Source organism: Francisella sp. XLW-1 (assembly GCF_008711455.1).
Classification (GTDB): Bacteria; Pseudomonadota; Gammaproteobacteria; order Francisellales; family Francisellaceae; genus Francisella; species Francisella salimarina.
Window position 1 is genome coordinate 15,761 of the sequence record NZ_VXKP01000004.1, and the last position, 21,566, is coordinate 37,326.

Here is a 21,566-nt window from a genome sequence, read left to right on the forward strand (position 1 = left end):
ATATTTAACCCATGGTATCAAACTCAACTGGAAAAGAAAAAATTGGTTTAATTCTGCTTATATTATTAATGACAGGAGCAATTGATAATATAAGAAACCTTCCTTCTACTGCTACTTCAGGAACTTATATATTTTTCTTTTTTATTGTCGCAGTATTTTTGTTTCTAGCTCCTGTAGCTTTAGTATCAGCGGAAATGACAGCAACATATACTGCCAAGGGTGAGGAAGGTGTGTATGGTTGGGTAAAAAAAGCCTTTGGCCCGAATATAGCAATGTTAGCAATATGGTTCCAATGGATCAATACTTTAATATGGTTCCCAAGTATACTAACATTTATTGCAGGAACTATTGCATATATATTCAATCCCGATCTAGCACAGAATATTAAATTTACCATTATTTTTATTACAGTAGTTTTTTGGTCATTGACTATCCTAAATCTCAAAGGTTTACGTGTTTCTGCGATTTTTGCAAGCGCCTGTACATTTTTTGGTATGGTAGTACCTATGCTGCTTATGGTTATTTTCGCATTAATATGGTTATTAAATAGCTATACTATAAACATTCATTTTGAATTAGGTAATTTAATACCTAGCTTTACATCTACCGAGTCTTGGATGGGTTTGACAGCAATAATTGCTTCTTTTTTAGGACTTGAATTAGCAACAGTTCACATAAGAAATGTTGCAAACCCTAAAAAAACATTTCCACTAGCTCTATTAATTTCAGTGGTTTTCATTGTATTTACGATGGTATTAGGTGCTTTGGCTGTAGCAATGATATTCCCTCAATCTGAAATAGATGTTGTACATGGAACAATTAAGACTTTTAAAGTTTATCTAGAAAGCTTAGGCATACCTATGTTTTTCTATTATGTTCTAGGATTAATGATCTTCATAGGTTCTATAGGATCGATGATCAATTGGATGATTTCACCCGCTCGAGGTTTATTACAAGCTGCAGACGATCATTTTTTGCCTGATGCTTTAGACAGAACTAATAAGCATGATGTACCAAGTGGTATCCTTATATTACAAGCAATTATTATGACAATAATATGTCTTTTATTAGAGCTTGTACCATCAGTTCAGGCCTACTATTGGCTTCTTACTGCTTTAAGTACACAAATTTACTCTTTGATGTACCTGATGATGTTCTTTGCAGCACTGAAGCTAAAGTTATCGAGTAAAGAATCTATGAAGAATACAGAGGATTTTAATATCCCTGGCGGTAAATTTGGTATGACTTTTGTATGTGTTTTAGGTATTGTAGGAACAATCTCTTGTGTAATAGTTGGTTTTATTCCGCCTGATAATTTATATCAAAATCCTTTTGAATTTATTCAAATGTTATCAATATGTTTTGTACTATCAATTCTTCCTGTAGTATTATTCATGGTTTATAGAAAGATCAAACTTAAAAATATCTAATGCTTGAATCATTAATTCTCTTTATATTTCTAATTATTGGCTATTATATTTTTAATTTCTCACAATCATTAAAAGTTATAAGACTTATAAACTTATCATTAGACATTATTGTAATTTCTATAATTTTTTTACTAGGTTATAATTTTAGTATATTTACTAATACAAATACTATAGTTCTAGAAGTTATAGGTATAAGTTTGATATACATTACAATTATTACAGTTGCTAATATATTAGGGATTTTTGTTTTTTGTAAGAAAGATCCTAGTATAAAAGCTCACTTTGTATCTGATAACATAACTCAAGCTAAAGAAAATCTATTTATTACAATCCTCAAAGCAAGCAAATATCTAATATATTTAGTTATAGGTTATGTACTGGGTGAAATTATTAACATAAATATTACTTCACTTATAAACGACATTGTATTTGTAATGTTATTACTTCTTATGCTGATTATTGGTGGTTTATTAAGATTTGAAAATATATCACTTATAAGTCTCTTTAAAAATAAATTAGCTATGTCCGCGGTTGTTATAGTAATTGCAACATCGATAATTTCAGCTATTTTGATCAGTTATATGATTAATATACCAGTCAAACAAAGTATCATGATCAGCTCAGGCTTAGGCTGGTACTCTTTATCAGTTGTCTTAAATACTGACTTCATTGGTGAATATTATGGAATGATAACATTTATGGTTGATTTCTTACGAGAAATACTAGTAATCGCGATGGTACCATTACTCAAACGATATTTTTCTGTAGAGATGGTCGGATATGCCGCAAATACAGCTATGGATTTCTGCTTACCAATCCTTAGAAATAATTATGGTAATAAAATAGTTCCATTAGCTATAACTATTGGCCTAACGATGACTATCATAACCCCTATTCTCCTAGTATTAGAGAATATGGTCTTATAATTTCTATAAAGCTTATGAGTGACTAGATTAAATAAAGAGGATTATTTACTACGGAACTTAATACGACCTTTAGTTAAGTCATAAGGAGTTATTTCAACTACTACCTTATCTCCAGTTAATATACGAATATAGTTTTTTCTCATTTTACCCGAGATATGAGCTGTTACAACATGCCCATTCTCAAGTTCTACCCTAAACATTGTGTTTGGAAGAGCTTCTAAAACAACTCCTTCCATTTCTATACAATCTTCTTTTGCCATATTGGCCTCATCTCCGGTTAAATTAGTTTTTAATAATTACACAAAACAGCATCTATTTTAAAAGGAATTATTTAAAAACTCAAATCTTTTGAAAAAATAGTTATTAAAAGGTTATAATTTATTATCAAAATTCCAATATTTAAGCATTCCATAGTGGAAAAATTCTTTTTCTTTGAACTAGTAATATTTGTAGTAGCCGTCTTAGGAGGCGGCATAGGTGCTATCATCGGTATTGGAGGAGCTTTGGTAATAACTCCTCTACTATCTACTATATTAGATGTACCTCTTCATTACGCTATAGGAGCATCTTTAGTAGCTATAATCTGTACATCAACTGCAACATCCCTTGTTTCTTTAAAATCTCATGGATTAACTAAAGAAAAATTAGGATTATTCTTGGCATTAGCTACTGCTATAGGGGCTATATTTGGAGCTAAACTAGCTTTATCGCTAAAATCACAAGCATTATTTCTTATATTTGGTGGAATATTGTTTATAGTTGCAGTTTTAAGCTTTATAAAAAAGAAACAAAATAATAATATTCAAGAATCTAGCGAAGTATCAACTATAGCTGAAAAACTTCAACTTAATGATTCAATCATTGTAGATAAAGTAAAACAACAATATAGTATCAAACACCCTATTCTTGGTTTTATATTTATGTCTGGAGCTGGATTTATTGGGGGGTTGCTGGGCATTGGTGCTGGTATTTTTAAAGTAATTGCTATGGATAAAGTTATGAAAATACCTTTTAAAGTTAGTGCATCTACTAGTAATTTCATTATGGGTATTACAGCATTTGCAGCGACTTCAACGTATTATTTTGCAGGATATATTGATAGTTCTATAACGGCTCCTGTTGCTTTAGGGACTTTGTTAGGTGCTACCATAGGCTCTAAAATTATGCCGTATATTTCAACAAGAATTTTGAGGCTTACATTTTTTATAGTTTTATTTATTTCAGCATTACAAATGATAATTAAAGGATTGATATGATCAAAGATAATGTCATATATCGTGCTATAAAATTAAATCTTTCATTAGCTGTTTTTATAATCTGTCTAGGTGCTATAGATGCTATTTTTGGAAGTCGCGAAATTGCAAAAAATATCGTTAATTTTGGAATCTTTTTGATAATAGTAACGCCAGTTTTAAGGATTCTTTTAGAACTTATCTTTTTTATCAAAGCAAAAAATTACACTTACATACTTATATGTTTAATATTATTCCTAATAATAGCTGTTAGTATAGTCTGTTAGATAGTATATTTATTCTAAAAATGTTAATATTTTCTCTATTGTGATAATTGTGCTCATAAGAGCTGAAAACTTATTGAAATATGTTTACTAGTTTATCAGATAAATTACAGTCTTCATTTAAGAAGATAAAAGGACAAACGTCTTTAACAGAAGAAAATATACAGTCAGCCTTGCGTGACATCAGGGTTTCTCTTTTGGAGGCAGATGTTGCGTTACCAGTGGTCAAAAAATTTATAGAAAATATAAAAGAAAGAGCCATAGGTGAAGAAGTTAAAAAAAGCCTTACACCAGACCAAACATTCATTTCATTTGTAAAGAAAGAAATAGAGAAGGCATTAGGTGAAGAAGCTGTACCCATTAACTTAAAAACACAGCCTCCTGCTGTGATACTAATGGCTGGTTTACAAGGTGCTGGTAAAACAACATCTACAGCTAAGCTTGCTAAATATCTAAAAGAGCAACACAAGAAAAAAGTAATGGTAGTCAGTGCCGATATTTACCGCCCTGCTGCTATTGATCAATTAAGAACTCTTGCAAATAGTTTAAACATAGATTTTTTTGAATCTGATGTATCTCAGAAACCTGACTATATTGTTACAGAAGCTATTAAAACTGCTAAAACAAAATTGATAGATGTTCTGATAATAGATACTGCTGGTAGATTGCATATTGATAGTAATATGATGGATGAAATAAAACAAATCCATAAAATTGCAAATCCAATAGAGACATTCTTCACTGTAGATAGTATGACAGGTCAAGATGCTGCTGTTACTGCCAAAGCATTCAATGATGCTTTAGAGTTAACAGGTGTTATTCTTACAAAGACTGATGGTGATGCTAGAGGTGGTGCTGCTCTTTCGATTAGAGAAATTACAGGTAAGCCAATTAAGTTTTTAGGTACTGGAGAAAAAACAGACGCATTAGAACCATTCCACCCTGATAGAGTAGCTTCTAAAATACTAGGAATGGGTGATGTTCTTAGTTTGATTGAAAGTATTGAGCAAAAAACGGAAAAAAAATCTGCTGAAAAATTAACTAAGAAGCTTAAAAGTGGTAAAAACTTTGACTTAGAAGACTTTAAAGGCCAAATCCAACAGATGAAAAGTATGGGTGGTGTTGGCTCAATCATGTCTAAATTACCAAATATGCCAGCAAATATGCCAGGTAATGTTGGTGATGAAATGTTCAAAAAAATTGAAGCTATGATAGACTCAATGACTCCACTTGAGCGTAAGAAACCTGAATTAATTAAACACAGTAGAAAACAAAGAATCATTAAAGGATCTGGAACAACAATACAAGACCTTAACAAACTTCTACAACAACATACACAAATGAAAAAAATGATGAAAAGTGTAGTTGGTAAAAAAGGAGGTATGGCTAATATGATGAAACGTATGTCTGCTATGCAAGGTATGGGAAATATGCCAGGTCTTTTTGGTAAAAGAAAATAAGAATAAAAATTATAAGGAAATCTCTAAATGATAGGTGATAAAAACTTTGATAAAGTCTCAAATATAAATATTAAAAAGGAAAAAGTATTGATTCCAGCGGAAGTTCTAATCCAAGATATACCTCTTTTAAAGACTTCTTATGAAACTGTCAAAAAGTCTCGTAAAGAAATGGCAGAAATTATTCATGGTAAGGATGATAGAGTTGCTGTTATAGTCGGACCTTGCTCTATTCATGACACAGAAGCTGCCGTAGAATATGCTAAAAAGCTAAAAGAACAAGTCAAAAAATTTCAAAAAGAAATCCTTATCATTATGCGAGTATACTTTGAAAAACCTCGTACAACTATAGGTTGGAAAGGACTAGTTAATGATCCAGATCTTGATAACTCTTATAATATCAATAAAGGTCTTCGCATGGCACGTACTTTGCTGTCCGAAATTACAAATATGGGCTTACCTTGTGGAACGGAGTTCTTAGATGTAATTACTCCTCAATATTTTGCAGAACTTATCACTTGGGGAGCTATTGGGGCTAGAACTGTTGAGAGCCAAGTTCATAGAGAACTTGCTTCAGGTCTTTCTGCTTCTATTGGTTTCAAGAATGCTACAAACGGAGATATTCAGGTAGCTGTAGATGCAATTAAATCAGCTACTTACCCTCATCATTTCTTGAGTACCACAAAATCTGGCTCTACAGCTATCTTTGCTACTAAAGGCAATCAAAACGGTCATATAATTCTTCGTGGTGGAGCATCAGGACCTAACTTCAGCAAAGAGCATGTTGATGACTGTATCGAAAAGTTGAAAAAGTCTGAAGTTGATACTAAAGTTATGATTGACTGTAGTCATGGTAACAGTAAAAAAGATCATACTAAGCAAATCGCAGTATTAGAGGATATTTGCGAGCAAATTAAGACTAGTAATGATGTGTTTGGAATAATGATTGAAAGTAATCTTGTTGCAGGTAATCAGGATATTAATAATAAGCCTCTAACTTACGGACAAAGTATAACAGATAAGTGTGTTGATTTTGATGAAACAATCAAAATGCTTGAAATGTTAGCCGATGCAGTTAAAGCTAGACGTAACTCACAAGAGAAAAAAGAAACTAAGGAAGAGTCTCAATTTTCCTTATTATAAATACTTTTATTGATACAAATGAGACACTGCATTCTACAATATTTTCGGATATTTCTGATAGGATTCAGTATTTTATTACTTTCTAATTGTGCCGATCAGAGCGTTACTTTCAAAAATCTTCCTCCAGATAAGCAACCAATTATTGGTAAAGTTCCTAATATCTATATACTAGGTGGATTGGGACAAACATCAGAGGTAACTCCTACTGATATATGTGGTGGACATCAAGAGAAAGTTGCAAAAGTCACTTTTACAAAACCTTTTCTGTGGGATGGACTAATATCATTGATAACCTTAGGTATAATAACTCCTCGACATACTTATGTTTACTGTGGGTAGCCCTTATGAAGAAGATTATAACTTTTACCATATATATAATACTAGCTGGCTGTGCAACACAAACTGTAAATTTTGAAAAGCCTAAACAAGTATTAGAAAAGCCTACTTATTATAAAAAAGATACCTTCTTGTTAGGTATGGGACCATCAACTAATATAAATGCTAGTAAAATATGTAAAGGTAGCAACAATATTTATAAAGTTGATGCTGAACAGACAACCTCAGATTTGATCATAGCATGGGCCACTTTTGGTATATATACTCCTCGTAGCATAGCAATTTATTGCAAAAAATAAGATATAAGTAAAACTTATAACCACTATAAAATCTATATATTTAACATTAAAACAATTCTTTGTCATAATACTCTCAGAAAATAAATCAAAATATTAAAAGGTATAAAAATGAAAAAGTTAATTCTATCAGTAGTAGTTATGTTTAGTCTAGCAAGCTTAGGTTTTGGTGGTAGTTTACACCCAATAAGTGGTTTTTCTCATAATGTTTCATATGCTGCCCCTGTAATGATTCTTGCAGAGTAGTTAGATAAATAGGAAAATTATTAGTTATTAATTAATGTCTGTTTTATCTGTTTACCAAAATCTGTAGCTGATTGAGGATTTTGCGCAGTAATAATTTTACTATCAGTTTTTACACAAGGTTGCCACTCCAAAGCACTACTATATTTAGCACCAGCTTTGACTAAGCTATCCTCTAGAGAAAAAGGCATAACATCCGTTAAACCGACAATTTTTTCTTCATTATTACTAAAGCCGGTTACTTCTTTATCTCTAATAATATTTTGCCCGTCATCATCTTTAACATTTATCAGAGCTGCTACACCATGACATATTGCACCAATTACTCCATTTCTAGAATAAACATCTAAAATCTTATTCTGTACATTAGAATCATTTGGGAAATCCCACATTGTCCCATGTCCACCAGCAAATACTATTGCATCATATTCTTTGATATTTACATCTCTAAGACTAGTGCTATTTTTCATAATATTTTTCAAATTATCATCGGCTAAAAATCTATCATTTAGAAGATCTTTTTCAGCAACACTATTAGGATCAATAGGGATTTCTCCACCAGTAATTGACACAATATCAATTATGATATTTTCATCAAGAATACTGTAATATGGGTGAATAAGCTCTGATAGCCATAATCCAGTTTTTTCATTCAAATCACCCATTTTGCTATGACTAGTTGTAACCATTAATACTTTTTTCATGACGTTTTCCTATTTGTTAAAAACCTTATCTAAATGGTTTTTATAATTCTCAGTATACTCCTCAATTTTAGGATCTTTAATAACATCGTTTGAAATAAATGTTGGTAATCCTTTCATACCTATGAATTCATGAGCTTTATGAAAGTGTAGATATACCCCATCAACCCCAACACCTTCAAAAAGCTGATCTTTCTCCACAAAAGCCTCTAATGGAGCATTCCATGTTAATGAGAGCATATATGTTTTACCCTGAAGTAAACCACCAGAACCATATTTTTTGCTAGCATCATGTCTAGATCGACCATCACTAGCATACATAACACCATGACCTGTGGTGAATACTTCATCAATATATTTTTTGACAATCCAAGGTGGACCCATCCACCAACCTGGCATTTGATAAATCACTGTATCAGCCCAAAGCCACTTTTGGATTTCCTCATCTATATCATAACCATTATCAATATCTGTAACTTTGACATCATGACCAAAGCTTTTAAGATGCTTTTCAGCGATATCATTTAGATATTGATTCAAAGCACCTTTCGAGTGCCCAAATTCCTTTTTACCATTAATTAATAATATTTTTTTCATATATTTTGCCAGTAATAATTAGATAATAGCCAAGTTAATCAATTGGCTTCCTTGACAGACTGCACCAGTATTATGAATACTAATTACAACACCACCATAAGGTAGAATTAAGTCTTTCTTTTGCATGGTAGATGTCTGAATATATTGACCAATTACATCTCCAGCTTTGAAAATATCACCTGGCTTTATAAACCATTCATATAATCCACCTTCAATTGCTTTTAGGTGTTTGTAGTTAGGCCCATAGACATGATGTCTAATATCAGTATTCAATAAATCAGTATCAAACGGTGAATCAATAATATCTTTATGTTTCAGGTAATTAAGGATGCCTTGAGTTTGCATTTTAGCATTAGCAAAATTTATATATTCCTCAGAACCTAATTCAAGTGTATAGCCCTCTTTTAGTATTTTTTCATCTCTACCTTGTTTTCTGAACTCTTGAGATAAGTGCCACCATGGACAAAATATAGCTTCATCAAGAGCACCACCAGCTTTATCATTATCTATAATCAACATATCCTTATAGCCAAATTTTTCTGCTGTATATTTTGCAAAATCTGCAGTATATAAATAAGTAGTAGCATCTGTATCAGTATGTAAATCAAGGACATAATCTGCCTTTTGGGCTTCTCTTTGGACTAGAAGATTTAATCTTTTTGCTCTAGATAGCTCCCACTCATTTGCTAGTTCTTTATCTAATTCTTGCTGTAAAAGATTTTCAAAAGCTTGCTTATACTCCGCTGTAGTAGAGTTGATATGTTCTTTGACAAATCCAGAATAATCGATAGATGGGTAGAAATAGTATCTATTAAAGTTATCTCCTGTTGCTGAGTCAAATCTACCTTGGTGCCCTGCTCCTATAAATACATCTTTACCGATAGGATTACATTGAGGGATTAGATAGACATCACCTTTGGGCTGATGCTTTTTAAAATACTCAAGAAGCTCAACCATTACAGCATTTCCCTGTAATTCTGAAGCGTGCATACTTGCTTGCATATATACACTTGGTGCTAATGAATCAGAACCTTTGATAGTTATTTTCCCTACATGAATATCTTCACCTGTCGATGATTGACTTACTTTGATTTTTTGTTTGGAAATATAGTTAGACATAATGCTAATTCAATTTTTTATGATTACATAATTATAACAATATAAAACTTGTACTATAAGAATATTTACTATCAAAAACATTTATTGATTCAATAAGTATTTACTATTACACCACTAGTTCTAAAATGCTAAAATGTCTCAATAAATCTTAAAACTTAATAATAATCTGATGATAAAAGTAATGACATTCAATGCTAATGGTATACGCGCAGCTGCTCGTAAAGGATTTTGGGAGTGGTTTAAAACTCAAGATATTGATTTTTTGTGTATACAAGAAACAAAAGCCCAATTTCATCAGATAGAAAAAGATGAACAGCATTTCCCAGATGGTTATTACTATGATTTTAAAGATGCAGTTAAAAAAGGCTACAGTGGTACAGCTATTTACGCTAAGAAAAAGCCTCTAAAGGTAATCAAAGAGCTTGGATTAGATTGGGCTGATGATGAAGGAAGATATATTCAATTTGACTATGAAAAATTTAGTATTGCCAGTCTATATCTACCTAGTGGTTCTAGTGGAGATATTCGCCAAGAGTACAAAATGCAGTTTCTTGAAAAATATAAAGAAATATTAAAAGAACAAGCAGAATCTGGTAGAGATTTTATAGTTTGTGGTGATTTTAATATTGTGCATAAAGAGATAGATATCAAAAACTGGAAGTCAAATTATGGTAAGACATCTGGGGTATTACCAGAAGAGCAAGCTTGGTTAGATCATATTTTTGATGATTTGGGTTGGGTTGATACTTTCCGAGTGATTAATCATGAGCCGTTACAATATACTTGGTGGTCAAACCGTGGTCAGGCTAGAGCAAATAATGTCGGCTGGAGAATTGACTATCATATTTCAACGTCTGCTCTAAAAGATAAAGTTGTACCAGAGTCTGATTATGTTTATAAAGAAAATTGGTTCTCAGATCATGCGCCACTAACTATTAGTTATGATTATGAGGTTTAATTGATCAAGGAGCTCTCAAAATGCTTAATAGAACTGTTTTAATTACAGGTGCCACAAAAGGAATTGGATTAGCTACAAGCTTATATTTAAATAATCAAGGGTGGCAAGTTATTGGAATAGCGAGATCATATATTGATAATTTTCCCGGAGAGTTGTTTTTATGTGACTTGGCTAATGAAGAACAAACTGCCTCTACACTCATTCAAATAAATGAGATTCACGGATGTCCGGATGCAATTATTAATAATGTTGGAATAGCTATTCCAGAACCATTTGGAAAAATTTCTATTTCAGCACTTAATGACGTCTATAATTTAAATGTTAGAAGTGCTGTACAAGTATCGCAGTTTTTTATTGAAAAAATGAAATTAAAAGAACAATGCAAAATTGTTAATATTGCAAGTAGAGCTATCTTTGGAGTTAAAAATCGTACAAGTTATTCCGCTGCAAAATCTGCTTTAGTTGGATGTACTAAAACCTGGGCTCTAGAGCTTGCTAAGTATGGGATATGTGTAAATGCTATAGCTCCGGGTCCAGTAGATACTGAATTATTTAGAAAAACTAGACCTATTGGTAGTAGTGAAGAAAAAGAAGTTTTAGATTCTATTCCTATGATACGCATAGGGAAGCCTGAAGAAATAGCTGCAACAATAGCTTTCTTATTATCAAATGAAGCATCTTTTATCACAGGACAAGTTATCTGTGTTGACGGTGGTGGAAGTTTATAACAATGTACTATATTTATATATTCTCAGGTTTGCCAGGAGTAGGCAAAACAACTTTAGCTAAGCAACTAGCTCAGGCTCTGACTAATGTAGCCTACTTCAGAGTAGATACTGTTGAGTACTATCTCAAGAAAGCATATTCGCAAGAGCTAAATAAACAAGGCTATGAAATAGTTTATTATCAAGCTAAGGAAAATCTTGAGCTTGGTAAAAATATAATTATAGACTGTTGCAACCCAATTTTAGAATCTCGAGAATTATGGAACTCATTATCACAGATAAATAATACAAAAGCTATAAATATAGAAATTATCTGTAGCGATATACAAGCTCATCAAAATAGAATAGAAACTAGATATAAATCAAACCCAAACAAGTACCCTACTTGGCAAGATGTTGTAAGTAGAGCTTATCAATCATGGAAAGAAGACATTATTAGAATTGATACCGGAGAAACTGATATTATAGAATCGTTTAATATACTTATAAATCAACTCGAGGAATATTAATGAAAGATAAATTATTTTATAAGTTATTTATTTTATTTGCATTTCTGTTTATCACACTAGATAGCTTTGCAGAGAGTTTCAAACAGTATAATGTTTATCTAATCCCAGATACTACAGCTGATAAATATGTTAAAGAATTTGATGATTCTTTAGCTAAAACAAATGTACTAGAAAAATACAAGACTACTCCATTTATCAAAAATCATCCAGTACATTTGACATTGTATTTAACAAGTTTTCAAAGCAAATATCTTAATGATATTGAGATTCAATTAGCTGACCTTGCTAAGAACACAAAACCATTTTATATAAAAACTACTGGTTTTAGTGCTGGTAAAAGTGGCTTTGTAATGCTTGATATCAAAAATTCTCAATCATTACAACAATTATCCAACACTGTAATAAGTAACTTAGCAAAATATAGAGATAAGGACTATCCTGCTCCAAGTTGGGTTAAGTTTTATCCGATTAAATTAGCATCTTTTGAAAAATATGGTTCACCAAATGCTTTTGCGGAATTTAATCCTCATATAAGTATATTAGCTGCTAATTTACAAACAGATCAAGAAAGAGATAGCTTTGACAAAGATTTTAATGCGATTATCAAAGATACGAAACTAGAACCAATTAGCTTTAAGATTAAAGCAATTGGTTTTGGTGAAGTAGATGAAAATGGACAAGTAACTAAAACTCTACATATTTACAAACTAAATAAGTAAAATTGTATTCATAAAATAAATAGTAAGGAAATAGAATGAGTAATAATCATTTTGATGTAATAAGTTTAGGTGGTGGCTCTGGTGGTATAGCATCTGCTGTACAGGCTGCTAAGTTTGGTAAAAAAGTTGCAATTATCGAAAAACGTGAACTCGGGGGTACATGTGTAAATAGAGGTTGTGTACCTAAAAAAGCTATGTGGTATGGTGCTAATCTAGCAGAAGCTTTAAAACACGATGTTGCAGGATATGGTTTTGACGTTGAAGTTAAAGGATTTAACTGGGCTAAGCTTAAAGAAAAAAGAGCTACATATATTGGTAATATTCATGGTTTCTATGACAGACTATTAGACAAATGGAACATTACTCATTTTAATAATTGGGGTAAGTTTAAAGATAATAAAACTATTATTCTAGATGATGGTACAGAACTGACAGCAGATCATATCTTTATTTCTCCAGGTGCTTACCCTATTGTGCCAAAAAATATCGAAGGTTCTGAACTTGGTATCACATCTGATGAGTTTTTCGAATTAGAAGAAACTCCAAAAAAAGCTGTGATCGTTGGTGGTGGCTACATAGGTGTTGAGATTGCTGGAGTACTAAATGCTCACGGTACAGATACAACTGTTATGGTGCGTAGAGATAAACCATTGATGGAGTTTGATAATTGTATTAGTGATGCTCTGGTTGAATGTATGCAAATGACAAACCTAAATATCATGAATCATACAAATATCATTAAAGTTGAAAAAGCTGGTAGTACTTTAAAAATTACTACTGATACAGGTAAGGTTTTAGAAAATGTTAATATTCTAATATGGGCAACTGGTCGCGCGCCAAATACTCATAATTTAGGTATAGAAAACACTGATATAGAAATTACTGATAAAGGTATAATTCCTGCTAATGAATGGTCTGAAACAAATGTTAAAGGGGTGTACTCTTTAGGTGATGCTTCAGGCGTGCCACAACTTACACCTGTAGCTATCAAAACAGGTAGATATCTAGCTCGTAGACTATTTAATGGTGAAACTAATCTAAAAGCTAATCTAGAATATATCCCAACAGTAATCTTCTCGCACCCTGCTATTGGTACTGTAGGATTAACCGAAAAAGAAGCTAGAGATAAATATGGTGATGATAATGTGAAAGTATACAAATCTCGCTTTACAGCTCTATATTGTGCTATCTCTGGTCATAGAATACCAACTGTTATGAAGCTTGTTGTAACAGGTGATAATGAAAGAGTTGTTGGATGTCATATGATTGGTATAAATGTTGATGAGATGCTACAAGGATTTGCAGTAGCTATCAATATGGGCGCTACAAAGCGTGACTTTGATGATACTATAGCTATCCACCCTACTAGCTCAGAAGAGCTTGTAACTATGTAAGAAAATCTTATGATATTGACTACAGCTGATACTCTTGGTAAAAGAGAAATTATAGAACACAAAGGTCTAGTTACAGGCATAATTGTGCGAACTCCAACTATAACTCAGGGAATACTAGGTGGACTAAAAAATATAATAGGTGGCAAAAATACCTCTTATACTAATGTCTGTAAAGACGCTAGATTACATGCTGAGCAAGAGATGATAAATCAAGCTCAAGAGTTAGGTGCTAATGCTATAGTAGCTATAAGATATGATTCAAGCAGTTTAGGTGGAACTACTAGTGGTACAGAAGTTTTTTGTTATGGGACTGCTGTAATTGTTAGATAGTTGATATTAAACCTATATTAATACATATTGAATAAAAATATAATCCTCCCCGTTATTTATCATTGTTTTTACAGCTTAAATACTCTATGATGAATTTTTGGCCTTTTTTAAAAGGTTATTTTGTATTGTTCAAAATAGGAGAATAATTGTGACTATTAGTGATGTAAATCATTCAAAAAAAAGTAATCTTACCCCTTTTTGGGTATTGTGGACATTAGAATTATGGGAGAGATTTGGTTATTATGGTCTGCAAGCTATATTAGCCATATACTTTGCTAAAAAATTAGGCTTCAGTGAATCTGAGGCAATGTTGATTTTTGGTTCATTTTCGGCACTATTATATGGTGGTCCATTAATTGGTGGTTGGATTGGTGATAACTATTTAGGTGCTAAGCGTACGATATTTATCGGAGCAGGAATTTTATTTTTATCTTACCTATCTCTTAGTTTTAGTGCGGTTATAGCAGATTCATTCGGTAGTACAGAAAAAACTATCGTAATGTACTCATTAGCTGGTGTTGCTATTGGGGGCGGGTTATTTAAAACTAATCCTACTTCTTTAATTTCAAAATTATTTGAAAAAGGTGACCCAGCTCTAGATGGTGCTATGACTTTATACTATATGGCTGTTAATATTGGTTCATTTGTATCTATGCTTATAACTCCTATATTGGCTGCAAAGTATGGCTATTTACATGCTTTTTTATGCTCGGCATTTGGTATGTTTCTTGGTTTGATTAGTTATACTATTTTCTATCCAAAAATCCAGAGAATTGCTACAGAAGCTGGTAAGCAAAAGATGTCTTGGATGAAAGTCTTAGTAGTGATTATAGGAGCTTGTATAGCTATATTTATTACAGGTAATATTTTAGAAGATACTACTTTATGTACTAGTATAGTGGTAGTAATTGCACTATTAGCACTAATATACTTCTTTATGCAAATGTTCAAACAATCTGACCATGAAAGAAAAAGAATGTTAGTAGCTCTAATATTGATTGTTCAGGGAATTATCTTCTTTGTACTATATCAACAAATGCCTACTTCACTTAATTTCTTTGCAGTTAATAATGTTGATCCTCACTTCTTAGGTATGACTGTTCATGGTGAGCAATGGCAGGTACTTAATCCATTAGTAATTGTACTAATGTCACCTTTATTATCTGTAATATATAAGAAGATACCTGGTACGCATGTAACAAAATTCTGCTTTGGTATGACACTATGTGCTATGGCATTTTTAGTACTATACTTCCCACAGTTTACAGCTACTGATGGTATTGTATCTGGATGGTGGTTAGTTGCTAGCTATTTCTTCCAATCTACTGGCGAGCTTTTAATCTCAGCATTAGGCTTATCTATGGTTGCTGAGCTATTCCCACGCAAAATGAGTGGTTTTGCTCTAGGAATGTGGGCTCTAACAACAATGGTTGCTGGTCCAATTGGTGGTTATGTAGGTGCCTTGACTGCTCCAGAAGCAGGTACTGTATTTACAAAAGTAGAAGGTTTAGCCGTTTATGGACACGTATTCTTAACTATAGGAATATTTGTAGCAGTAATCGCTGCTATTATGTGGATTGCTCGCGGATGCTTAAATTCTATCATTGAAAGTACGAGAGTACATTTCGTATCTGAGAACACTCATGGAATGCATGAAGAGACTGCGGTATTACCTACAAAATAATTAATCTTGAGCCTTTGACTTTCTGACACTTTTATTCTGATGAATTTTTTGTTTTATCTTTTTTGCAAAATCTTTATTATGATTTGAGCTTTTCTTTTGATTAGTGTTTTTATTATTTTTATTAGCTCTTTTGGCTGCTATTATTTTGACTTCATCAATTTTTTTAGCCTTAGTTTTACGTGACATACTTGTAATAGGTACATTATGAGTAGCCTCAAAACCTTCTAACTCTTCTCGTGGTAACAGATGTCCAATTAAATGTTCTATATTTGATAGTGATTCAACTTCATCTGCGCTTACTAAAGAAATAGCTAGACCATCTTGCCCTGCTCTACCAGTTCTACCTATTCTATGTACATAATCTTCAGCTACATTTGGTAGATCAAGATTGATTACACATGGTAGTTGGGCAATATCAATTCCTCGTGCTGCAATATCGGTTGCAACTAAGACGTTTATATCTTTGGATTTAAAATCTGCTAATGCTTTTGTTCTAGCTGTTTGGCTTTTATTACCATGTATTGCACTACTTGTTATACCAGCTTTATTTAGTTTCTCTGATATCTTATTAGCGCCATGCTTTGTACGCGAAAAAACTAAAACCTGATGTAGATCTTGATCTTTTATTAGTGAAATCAAAGCATTAATCTTAGTTGATTTATCTAGTGTATAAATTTTCTGCGTAATCTTTTTGACTGTTGTATTTACAACATCAGCCGATACTGATTGAGGATTATCAAGAAACTCACTTGCAAGATTTTTTATCTCTGGTGAAAATGTAGCTGAGAACATTAATGTTTGTAATTTTTTTGGTAAAAGCTTATGAATTCTTTTTAAATCATTAATAAAACCCATATCTAACATTCTATCTGCTTCGTCTAAAACAAATGTATTTAAACTATCAAATTTGAGAGCATTTTGACTATATAAATCAAGCAACCTACCTGGAGTAGCTATCAAAATCTCAACTCCTTTGCGTAACTTCATCATTTGAGGATTGATACTAACACCACCAAAAACCACTGCTGAACGAATATGAGTATTCGCTGCATATATTTGAATTTGTTCTTGTATTTGTGCTGCCAACTCTCTTGTGGGAGTTAGGATTAGAGTTTTGATTCGATTTGCTTGAGCTTTTGGTTGATCAAGAAGTCTTTGGATAATCGGTAATGTGAAGCCTGCTGTCTTGCCTGTTCCTGTTTGGGCAGATGCCATGACATCATTACCTTTTAGAGCTAATGGAATCGCTTTGGCTTGAATTGGGGTTGGTTTTGTATAGCCTTTTTTTTCTAAAGCGCTACATATCAAAGGATTTAAACCTAAATCTGAGAATTGCATGAATTTTTTATTTCCGGTATTTTTTAGCATAGCTATATTAACACTAATAGCCTCTATTTACTCTATAAAGATGAGTTATTAAATAATATAATACCTAAAGCCCATTTAATTAAATTGAAAGCTAATAAAACATGAATGATAAATACTGTTCTAAGCTAGGTAGAGATGTGCAACAACATCTAATAAAATTAGGTCTAGAACAAGCCCGAGATTCTGAACTTGATAACGATGCTAAAATTGCTAAGATTTCAAAAGCATATCGTGAAATATTAGATGCTCTAGGCTTAAAGACACATGAATTTGAAAAAACACCTTTTAGAATAGCTAGGATGTTTACTCAAGAAATATTCAATGGCTTAGATTATGCTAATTTTCCAGCTTGTGCATTATATGAGAATGAATTCAAATATGAAGGAATACTTACACAAAAAAATATAACTATAATGTCATTTTGTGAGCATCATTTTGTGCCATTTGAAGGTATTGCTGAAGTTTCATTTATTCCTAAAAATAATAATATTATAGGTTTATGTCGTATCAATAGTATTTGCAACTTCTTTGCAAGACGTCCACAAATACAAGAAAGAATGACTGCTCAAATATTTGAAGCTCTAAAATTCATCCTATCAACAGATGATGTAAGTGTAAAGATAAAAGCAAAACATACCTGTGTATCATTTAGAGGTACAAATAATCAAAACTCTGAAACATATACCGAAATGCTTGGTGGTGTCTTTGCTAAAAAAGAATGATTCTAAAATGAGTAGTTTATTAGATATTGGATTTTTATTTTTTATTATCCTAATACTTATTTGTATATTTGCAACAGGCTATCTTAGATATTTTGTTATCATTGTAACAATTATCTACTATCTTGTGGGTAATGGTGTTATTGGTAATATCTTGGCTAAACCTATTAGATTAGAATCCACAGATATTGAACAATGTACGAATACCAAAGCAATTATTCTATTAGGAGCTGGTATCAATCAAGCATTTGATAAATTAGAACCTAGCATTAGTGCTTATGATCGTATCCTTAAGACTGCTGAAGTCTATAACGAATATCCTCAAGATATTATAATAAGTGGTGGCTCTCCATCTGGTTATAAGTTATCAGAAGCTGAAGTTTATGCTGATATTCTCTATAAGTTAGGAATTCCTAAATCAAAAATAAGATTAGAAAAACAATCTAAAAACACTTACGAGAATGCTCAATTTACCAAAAAGATTTTAAGCGATCACAATAATACATATTGCTTAATTACAGGAGGTATTCACTATCAAAGAGCTAAGTTAATCTTTGATAGCTTTAATATAAATACAATAAACATAGCTTCATCTAAAGTAACTCCTGAAATAGGTCTTCTACCTAGTGCGTATAATTTTTATATAACGCAGGCTATAGTCCATGAGTATTTAGGAATAGCTAAATTTTACTTAAAAAGATATTTTTAGTTTATTAAAAGATTGAGCCGAGATTGAAGAAAGATTTTAAAACTATATAATGGTATAAATGTTATAATTTTATATTGTGGAATAATATGTTCAAAGAAATGTTATTGAAAGTCGCAATTATATTCGGTCTCACGATTGGTATGCTTTTTTTGCTTTTAGATACATCTGATGCTCATGCAGTTAGCAATCCACCTATTTTAGAGATAGTCTCTTTTAAAACATCAGAAGATACATCTACTAAACAAGTACTCGATTTGTCTAGTAAAGTGACACAAGAGCTAAAAGGATATCAGGGTTTTATAAAAAGGACTCTAACGCAAAATACTGTTAATCCAAATCAATGGGTTGATATCATTGAGTGGAAATCAATAGATGATGCTCATGCTGCTATGAATCAAGCTCTTAAAAATAAAGATGTAGAAGCATTTCTTAAACTAATGAAGAATGGCTCTAAAGTTTATCAAACTAAATCAGAATATCTAAGTATACAGTCTCAGGCATCTTAAGATCTAGAAAGTAAATTACTTTCCTAGGTAGGAGAATAACTAGAATGGTTAAACACCTAAAATATTTAATAATTATCATCATATTTATTAGCAGTTATGGATATAGCCAAACAATTAATATTGCTGCTGCGCAGATGCTAATCAAACAACAGTCTTTTGATGAGTTTGCCAAAGATATGAATAGACTAACTAAGCAAGCTAAAGACCAAGGAGCTGAAATTGTAGTTTTTCCTGAAGATAACACGGTAAACTTAATTGATGGTTTACCATGGAATAAGCAAAGCATAATCAAACTTAGCGAGTATTATAGTCAAACTAGAAACTTAATAGCTAATCTAGCTAAAAAGTACCAGATGATTGTTATAGGTGGAACTATTGCCAAAAATAATGATGCTAAAATATCCAATACTGTTTTGGTAGGTTTGCCCAACGGGGAAGTAATAGAAAATGATAAAATTTATCTAACTCCAGAAGAAAGAAATGTTGGCTATAATAAGTTTGGTAAAAATATATTAGTACTAGATTATAAAGGCACTAAAATTGCTGTTGTAATATGTTATACAAGCGAATTTCCGAATGTCTCTGAGCAACTATCAAAAGTTAAGCCAGATATTATAATCGCACCTTCTTACACCAATGATTTGTATGGTTTAAATAGAGTTCATACTGCAATGAAAATGCTATCTATCCAAAATTTTGCATACGGTATGGTAGTTGGTATGGCTTCAGGCTTAGATAAACAAAATACCCAAGGAGTTGATGGTGTAAGTCAAATAATTTTTACATCTCCTCAGAATAAAGCTTTTAAACTCAATCATTTAAATATGGGTAATTTCAATAAAGAAGATGTAGTTGTCGAAAAACTAGATATTACAAAATTACACCAAGCTCGTAAAAATTATGATGCATTCCCTAATGCAGATATTAAATATAATCCAACAATATCGACTAAATTAGTATCTATAACCCAATAAAAATATTTAAATAGAATAACTTCAATTTTAAGCTATAATTTCTACACAGATTTGAATTTAAAAGTTAACTATGAAATATACTAAACTTGGTAAAACTGATATTGATGTTAGTAGAATATGTCTTGGTACTATGACTTGGGGACGTCAAAATACTCAAGATGAAGGCTTTGAGCAGATGGATTATGCTCTTGCACAAGGTATTAATTTTTGGGATACAGCAGAAATGTATGCAATCCCTCCTACTGCTAAGACTTATGGCAAAACTGAAGAAATAATCGGTAACTGGTTTAAAACAAGGCAGAAACGAAATGATGTAGTATTAGCGACTAAGTTTTCGCCTATGACATGGGCTAGAAATGAGCAAAATCCTATTACTGATAAGACAAACATCATTGATGCTGTAAATAATAGTCTAAAGCGCTTACAAACTGATTACATAGATTTATATCAATTCCATTGGCCGACAAGTAGACCTCACTATCATTTTGGTAATTGGTGGGATTTTGAACCTTTAGCAGGTCAACAAAATAAACAACGTATAGTTGATAATATCTATGAAATTCTAATTACTTGTGATGAGTTAGTTAAAGCTGGAAAAATTAGACATATAGGGCTGTCAAATGATTCAGCTTGGGGGATAAATCAATTTATTAACTTAGCAGAAAAACATAATCTACCACGTCTTGCAAGTATTCAGCATGAATATAATCTGAATCGCCGTAGAGATGAAACGGATATCATGGAGACATGTGCTCTTGAAGAGATATCATATCTTGCATGGTCACCACTTGAACAAGGAGTTTTAACCGGTAAATATCGCAATGGTGCTCGCCCTGCTGGTACTAGAATGTCTGCTGAAGTTCTAGACGGACAAGAAGACCGTTATGCTTTTAGATTTGCTACTAATGATGATGCTGTCACTGAATATATCAAAGTCGCTGAAAAACATAATCTTGATATATGTCAAATGGCTATAGCTTTTACAATTAGAAAAGCCTATATGAGTTGTAGCATAATTGGAGCTACATCTATGGAACAGCTAAAAACAAATATTGAAGCGATAAATCTAAACCTATCTGATGAAGTTTTAGCTGATATTGAAAAAGTTAGAAGAAAATATCCTGTCCCATTTTAGAAAAACTAAATACAAATCAAATTTTGGCTATTATTTGTTATAATTTTCACAGTTTTAAATAATTAAAGATAA

26 protein-coding genes are annotated in these 21,566 nt (G+C 32.0%); 21 read left to right on the forward strand and 5 right to left on the reverse strand.

Going from position 1 to position 21,566, the window contains the following annotated elements:
• Positions 1-11: 11 nt before the first annotated feature.
• Together F3D59_RS06530 and F3D59_RS06535 are read left to right on the forward strand one after the other, a co-directional pair.
• Positions 12-1,430 (forward strand): APC family permease, encoded by a 1,419-nt coding sequence (locus F3D59_RS06530; protein ID WP_150464245.1) that lies wholly within the window; start codon positions 12-14, stop codon positions 1,428-1,430.
• Positions 1,431-1,627: 197 nt separating this feature from the next.
• A complete protein-coding gene (locus F3D59_RS06535; protein WP_224721166.1) occupies positions 1,628-2,356 on the forward strand; it encodes a lysine exporter LysO family protein in 729 nt (242 codons plus the stop codon).
• Positions 2,357-2,397: 41 nt separating this feature from the next.
• Here the strand turns inward: F3D59_RS06535 and infA are convergent, their stop codons facing one another.
• Positions 2,398-2,616 (reverse strand): translation initiation factor IF-1, encoded by a 219-nt coding sequence (gene infA / locus F3D59_RS06540; protein ID WP_004287780.1) that lies wholly within the window; start codon positions 2,614-2,616, stop codon positions 2,398-2,400.
• A gap of 153 nt (positions 2,617-2,769) precedes the next feature.
• On the opposite strand from infA, the gene F3D59_RS06545 reads away from it, so the two are divergent.
• The 7 genes from F3D59_RS06545 (at position 2,770) to F3D59_RS10185 (ending at position 7,350) form a co-directional block, all read left to right on the forward strand.
• Positions 2,770-3,612 (forward strand): sulfite exporter TauE/SafE family protein, encoded by an 843-nt coding sequence (locus tag F3D59_RS06545; protein ID WP_150464247.1) that lies wholly within the window; start codon positions 2,770-2,772, stop codon positions 3,610-3,612.
• The gene (locus tag F3D59_RS06550) at positions 3,609-3,875 is read left to right on the forward strand and encodes a DUF1634 domain-containing protein (protein WP_150464248.1); all 267 of its coding nucleotides are present in this window, start codon (positions 3,609-3,611) and stop codon (positions 3,873-3,875) included. The genes F3D59_RS06545 and F3D59_RS06550 overlap by 4 nt, the downstream gene beginning before the upstream one ends.
• 80 nt (positions 3,876-3,955) lie before the next feature.
• On the forward strand, positions 3,956-5,332 hold the full coding sequence (gene ffh, locus F3D59_RS06555; protein WP_041263745.1) for a signal recognition particle protein: 1,377 nt from the start codon (positions 3,956-3,958) through the stop codon (positions 5,330-5,332).
• A gap of 27 nt (positions 5,333-5,359) precedes the next feature.
• Positions 5,360-6,472 carry a 3-deoxy-7-phosphoheptulonate synthase gene (locus tag F3D59_RS06560; RefSeq protein ID WP_150464249.1) on the forward strand — a complete coding sequence of 371 codons (1,113 nt, stop codon included), beginning with the start codon at positions 5,360-5,362 and terminating at the stop codon, positions 6,470-6,472.
• A gap of 18 nt (positions 6,473-6,490) precedes the next feature.
• The gene (locus tag F3D59_RS06565; protein WP_150464250.1) at positions 6,491-6,811 is read left to right on the forward strand and encodes a Bor/Iss family lipoprotein; all 321 of its coding nucleotides are present in this window, start codon (positions 6,491-6,493) and stop codon (positions 6,809-6,811) included.
• A 5-nt stretch (positions 6,812-6,816) separates the two neighbouring features.
• Positions 6,817-7,107, forward strand: a complete 291-nt coding sequence (locus tag F3D59_RS06570) for a Bor/Iss family lipoprotein (RefSeq protein ID WP_150464251.1) — start codon at positions 6,817-6,819, stop codon at positions 7,105-7,107.
• 108 nt (positions 7,108-7,215) lie between these two features.
• Positions 7,216-7,350 carry a hypothetical protein gene (locus F3D59_RS10185; protein ID WP_263477960.1) on the forward strand — a complete coding sequence of 45 codons (135 nt, stop codon included), beginning with the start codon at positions 7,216-7,218 and terminating at the stop codon, positions 7,348-7,350.
• Positions 7,351-7,370: 20 nt separating this feature from the next.
• On the opposite strand, the gene F3D59_RS06575 is transcribed toward F3D59_RS10185, so the two are convergent.
• From F3D59_RS06575 to F3D59_RS06585, 3 genes are read right to left on the reverse strand one after another with little or no spacing between them, the layout of a single operon-like run.
• Positions 7,371-8,036 carry a type 1 glutamine amidotransferase domain-containing protein gene (locus F3D59_RS06575; RefSeq protein ID WP_150464489.1) on the reverse strand — a complete coding sequence of 222 codons (666 nt, stop codon included), beginning with the start codon at positions 8,034-8,036 and terminating at the stop codon, positions 7,371-7,373.
• Positions 8,037-8,060: 24 nt separating this feature from the next.
• Positions 8,061-8,645, reverse strand: a complete 585-nt coding sequence (locus F3D59_RS06580; protein WP_150464252.1) for an NAD(P)H-dependent oxidoreductase — start codon at positions 8,643-8,645, stop codon at positions 8,061-8,063.
• Between the two features lie 18 nt (positions 8,646-8,663).
• The gene (locus F3D59_RS06585) at positions 8,664-9,764 is read right to left on the reverse strand and encodes a succinylglutamate desuccinylase/aspartoacylase family protein (RefSeq protein WP_150464253.1); all 1,101 of its coding nucleotides are present in this window, start codon (positions 9,762-9,764) and stop codon (positions 8,664-8,666) included.
• Between the two features lie 169 nt (positions 9,765-9,933).
• On the opposite strand from F3D59_RS06585, the gene F3D59_RS06590 reads away from it, so the two are divergent.
• From F3D59_RS06590 to F3D59_RS06620, 7 genes are all read left to right on the forward strand, one after another.
• Positions 9,934-10,722 carry an exodeoxyribonuclease III gene (locus tag F3D59_RS06590; protein ID WP_150464254.1) on the forward strand — a complete coding sequence of 263 codons (789 nt, stop codon included), beginning with the start codon at positions 9,934-9,936 and terminating at the stop codon, positions 10,720-10,722.
• Positions 10,723-10,742: 20 nt separating this feature from the next.
• Complete coding sequence (locus F3D59_RS06595) at positions 10,743-11,450, forward strand: SDR family oxidoreductase (RefSeq protein ID WP_150464255.1); 708 nt, start codon at positions 10,743-10,745, stop codon at positions 11,448-11,450.
• A gap of 2 nt (positions 11,451-11,452) precedes the next feature.
• Positions 11,453-11,956 carry an AAA family ATPase gene (locus F3D59_RS06600; protein WP_150464256.1) on the forward strand — a complete coding sequence of 168 codons (504 nt, stop codon included), beginning with the start codon at positions 11,453-11,455 and terminating at the stop codon, positions 11,954-11,956.
• Entirely contained in the window at positions 11,956-12,675 is a 720-nt protein-coding gene (locus F3D59_RS06605; protein ID WP_150464257.1) for a 2'-5' RNA ligase family protein, read from the forward strand. The genes F3D59_RS06600 and F3D59_RS06605 overlap by 1 nt, the downstream gene beginning before the upstream one ends.
• Before the next feature lie 35 nt (positions 12,676-12,710).
• Positions 12,711-14,069 (forward strand): glutathione-disulfide reductase, encoded by a 1,359-nt coding sequence (gorA, locus tag F3D59_RS06610; protein WP_150464258.1) that lies wholly within the window; start codon positions 12,711-12,713, stop codon positions 14,067-14,069.
• Between the two features lie 9 nt (positions 14,070-14,078).
• A complete protein-coding gene (locus tag F3D59_RS06615) occupies positions 14,079-14,399 on the forward strand; it encodes a YbjQ family protein (protein ID WP_150464259.1) in 321 nt (106 codons plus the stop codon).
• 148 nt (positions 14,400-14,547) lie between these two features.
• Positions 14,548-16,083 carry an oligopeptide:H+ symporter gene (locus tag F3D59_RS06620; RefSeq protein WP_150464260.1) on the forward strand — a complete coding sequence of 512 codons (1,536 nt, stop codon included), beginning with the start codon at positions 14,548-14,550 and terminating at the stop codon, positions 16,081-16,083.
• Here F3D59_RS06620 and F3D59_RS06625 read toward each other — a convergent pair whose 3' ends face one another.
• Positions 16,084-17,421, reverse strand: a complete 1,338-nt coding sequence (locus F3D59_RS06625) for a DEAD/DEAH box helicase (RefSeq protein WP_150464490.1) — start codon at positions 17,419-17,421, stop codon at positions 16,084-16,086.
• A 131-nt stretch (positions 17,422-17,552) separates the two neighbouring features.
• On the opposite strand from F3D59_RS06625, the gene folE reads away from it, so the two are divergent.
• The 5 genes from folE to F3D59_RS06650 all read left to right on the forward strand — a co-directional run bounded on the left by folE (position 17,553) and on the right by F3D59_RS06650 (position 21,494).
• Entirely contained in the window at positions 17,553-18,173 is a 621-nt protein-coding gene (gene folE / locus F3D59_RS06630; protein WP_150464261.1) for a GTP cyclohydrolase I FolE, read from the forward strand.
• Positions 18,174-18,180: 7 nt separating this feature from the next.
• Positions 18,181-18,879: a YdcF family protein gene (locus tag F3D59_RS06635; RefSeq protein WP_150464262.1), complete on the forward strand. Its 699-nt coding sequence runs from the start codon at positions 18,181-18,183 to the stop codon at positions 18,877-18,879.
• A gap of 86 nt (positions 18,880-18,965) precedes the next feature.
• Complete coding sequence (locus tag F3D59_RS06640; RefSeq protein WP_013923090.1) at positions 18,966-19,385, forward strand: antibiotic biosynthesis monooxygenase family protein; 420 nt, start codon at positions 18,966-18,968, stop codon at positions 19,383-19,385.
• Between the two features lie 44 nt (positions 19,386-19,429).
• The gene (locus tag F3D59_RS06645; RefSeq protein WP_150464263.1) at positions 19,430-20,359 is read left to right on the forward strand and encodes a nitrilase-related carbon-nitrogen hydrolase; all 930 of its coding nucleotides are present in this window, start codon (positions 19,430-19,432) and stop codon (positions 20,357-20,359) included.
• Between the two features lie 70 nt (positions 20,360-20,429).
• Positions 20,430-21,494: an aldo/keto reductase gene (locus tag F3D59_RS06650; RefSeq protein WP_150464264.1), complete on the forward strand. Its 1,065-nt coding sequence runs from the start codon at positions 20,430-20,432 to the stop codon at positions 21,492-21,494.
• Positions 21,495-21,566 lie beyond the last annotated feature (72 nt).

Bases quoted from the DNA above. Each gene is read 5' to 3' on its own strand.
- F3D59_RS06530 (WP_150464245.1), top strand. From the start codon at position 12: ATGGTATCAAACTCAACTGGAAAAGAAAAAATTGGTTTAATTCTGCTT.
- infA (WP_004287780.1), bottom strand. From the start codon at position 2,616: ATGGCAAAAGAAGATTGTATAGAAATGGAAGGAGTTGTTTTAGAAGCT.
- F3D59_RS06550 (WP_150464248.1), top strand. From the start codon at position 3,609: ATGATCAAAGATAATGTCATATATCGTGCTATAAAATTAAATCTTTCA.
- ffh (WP_041263745.1), top strand. From the start codon at position 3,956: ATGTTTACTAGTTTATCAGATAAATTACAGTCTTCATTTAAGAAGATA.
- F3D59_RS06560 (WP_150464249.1), top strand. From the start codon at position 5,360: ATGATAGGTGATAAAAACTTTGATAAAGTCTCAAATATAAATATTAAA.
- F3D59_RS06565 (WP_150464250.1), top strand. From the start codon at position 6,491: ATGAGACACTGCATTCTACAATATTTTCGGATATTTCTGATAGGATTC.
- F3D59_RS06570 (WP_150464251.1), top strand. From the start codon at position 6,817: ATGAAGAAGATTATAACTTTTACCATATATATAATACTAGCTGGCTGT.
- F3D59_RS10185 (WP_263477960.1), top strand. From the start codon at position 7,216: ATGAAAAAGTTAATTCTATCAGTAGTAGTTATGTTTAGTCTAGCAAGC.
- F3D59_RS06575 (WP_150464489.1), bottom strand. From the start codon at position 8,036: ATGGTTACAACTAGTCATAGCAAAATGGGTGATTTGAATGAAAAAACT.
- F3D59_RS06580 (WP_150464252.1), bottom strand. From the start codon at position 8,645: ATGAAAAAAATATTATTAATTAATGGTAAAAAGGAATTTGGGCACTCG.
- F3D59_RS06585 (WP_150464253.1), bottom strand. From the start codon at position 9,764: ATGTCTAACTATATTTCCAAACAAAAAATCAAAGTAAGTCAATCATCG.
- F3D59_RS06590 (WP_150464254.1), top strand. From the start codon at position 9,934: ATGATAAAAGTAATGACATTCAATGCTAATGGTATACGCGCAGCTGCT.
- F3D59_RS06595 (WP_150464255.1), top strand. From the start codon at position 10,743: ATGCTTAATAGAACTGTTTTAATTACAGGTGCCACAAAAGGAATTGGA.
- F3D59_RS06600 (WP_150464256.1), top strand. From the start codon at position 11,453: ATGTACTATATTTATATATTCTCAGGTTTGCCAGGAGTAGGCAAAACA.
- F3D59_RS06605 (WP_150464257.1), top strand. From the start codon at position 11,956: ATGAAAGATAAATTATTTTATAAGTTATTTATTTTATTTGCATTTCTG.
- gorA (WP_150464258.1), top strand. From the start codon at position 12,711: ATGAGTAATAATCATTTTGATGTAATAAGTTTAGGTGGTGGCTCTGGT.
- F3D59_RS06615 (WP_150464259.1), top strand. From the start codon at position 14,079: ATGATATTGACTACAGCTGATACTCTTGGTAAAAGAGAAATTATAGAA.
- F3D59_RS06625 (WP_150464490.1), bottom strand. From the start codon at position 17,421: ATGCAATTCTCAGATTTAGGTTTAAATCCTTTGATATGTAGCGCTTTA.
- folE (WP_150464261.1), top strand. From the start codon at position 17,553: ATGAATGATAAATACTGTTCTAAGCTAGGTAGAGATGTGCAACAACAT.
- F3D59_RS06635 (WP_150464262.1), top strand. From the start codon at position 18,181: ATGAGTAGTTTATTAGATATTGGATTTTTATTTTTTATTATCCTAATA.
- F3D59_RS06640 (WP_013923090.1), top strand. From the start codon at position 18,966: ATGTTCAAAGAAATGTTATTGAAAGTCGCAATTATATTCGGTCTCACG.
- F3D59_RS06645 (WP_150464263.1), top strand. From the start codon at position 19,430: ATGGTTAAACACCTAAAATATTTAATAATTATCATCATATTTATTAGC.
- F3D59_RS06650 (WP_150464264.1), top strand. From the start codon at position 20,430: ATGAAATATACTAAACTTGGTAAAACTGATATTGATGTTAGTAGAATA.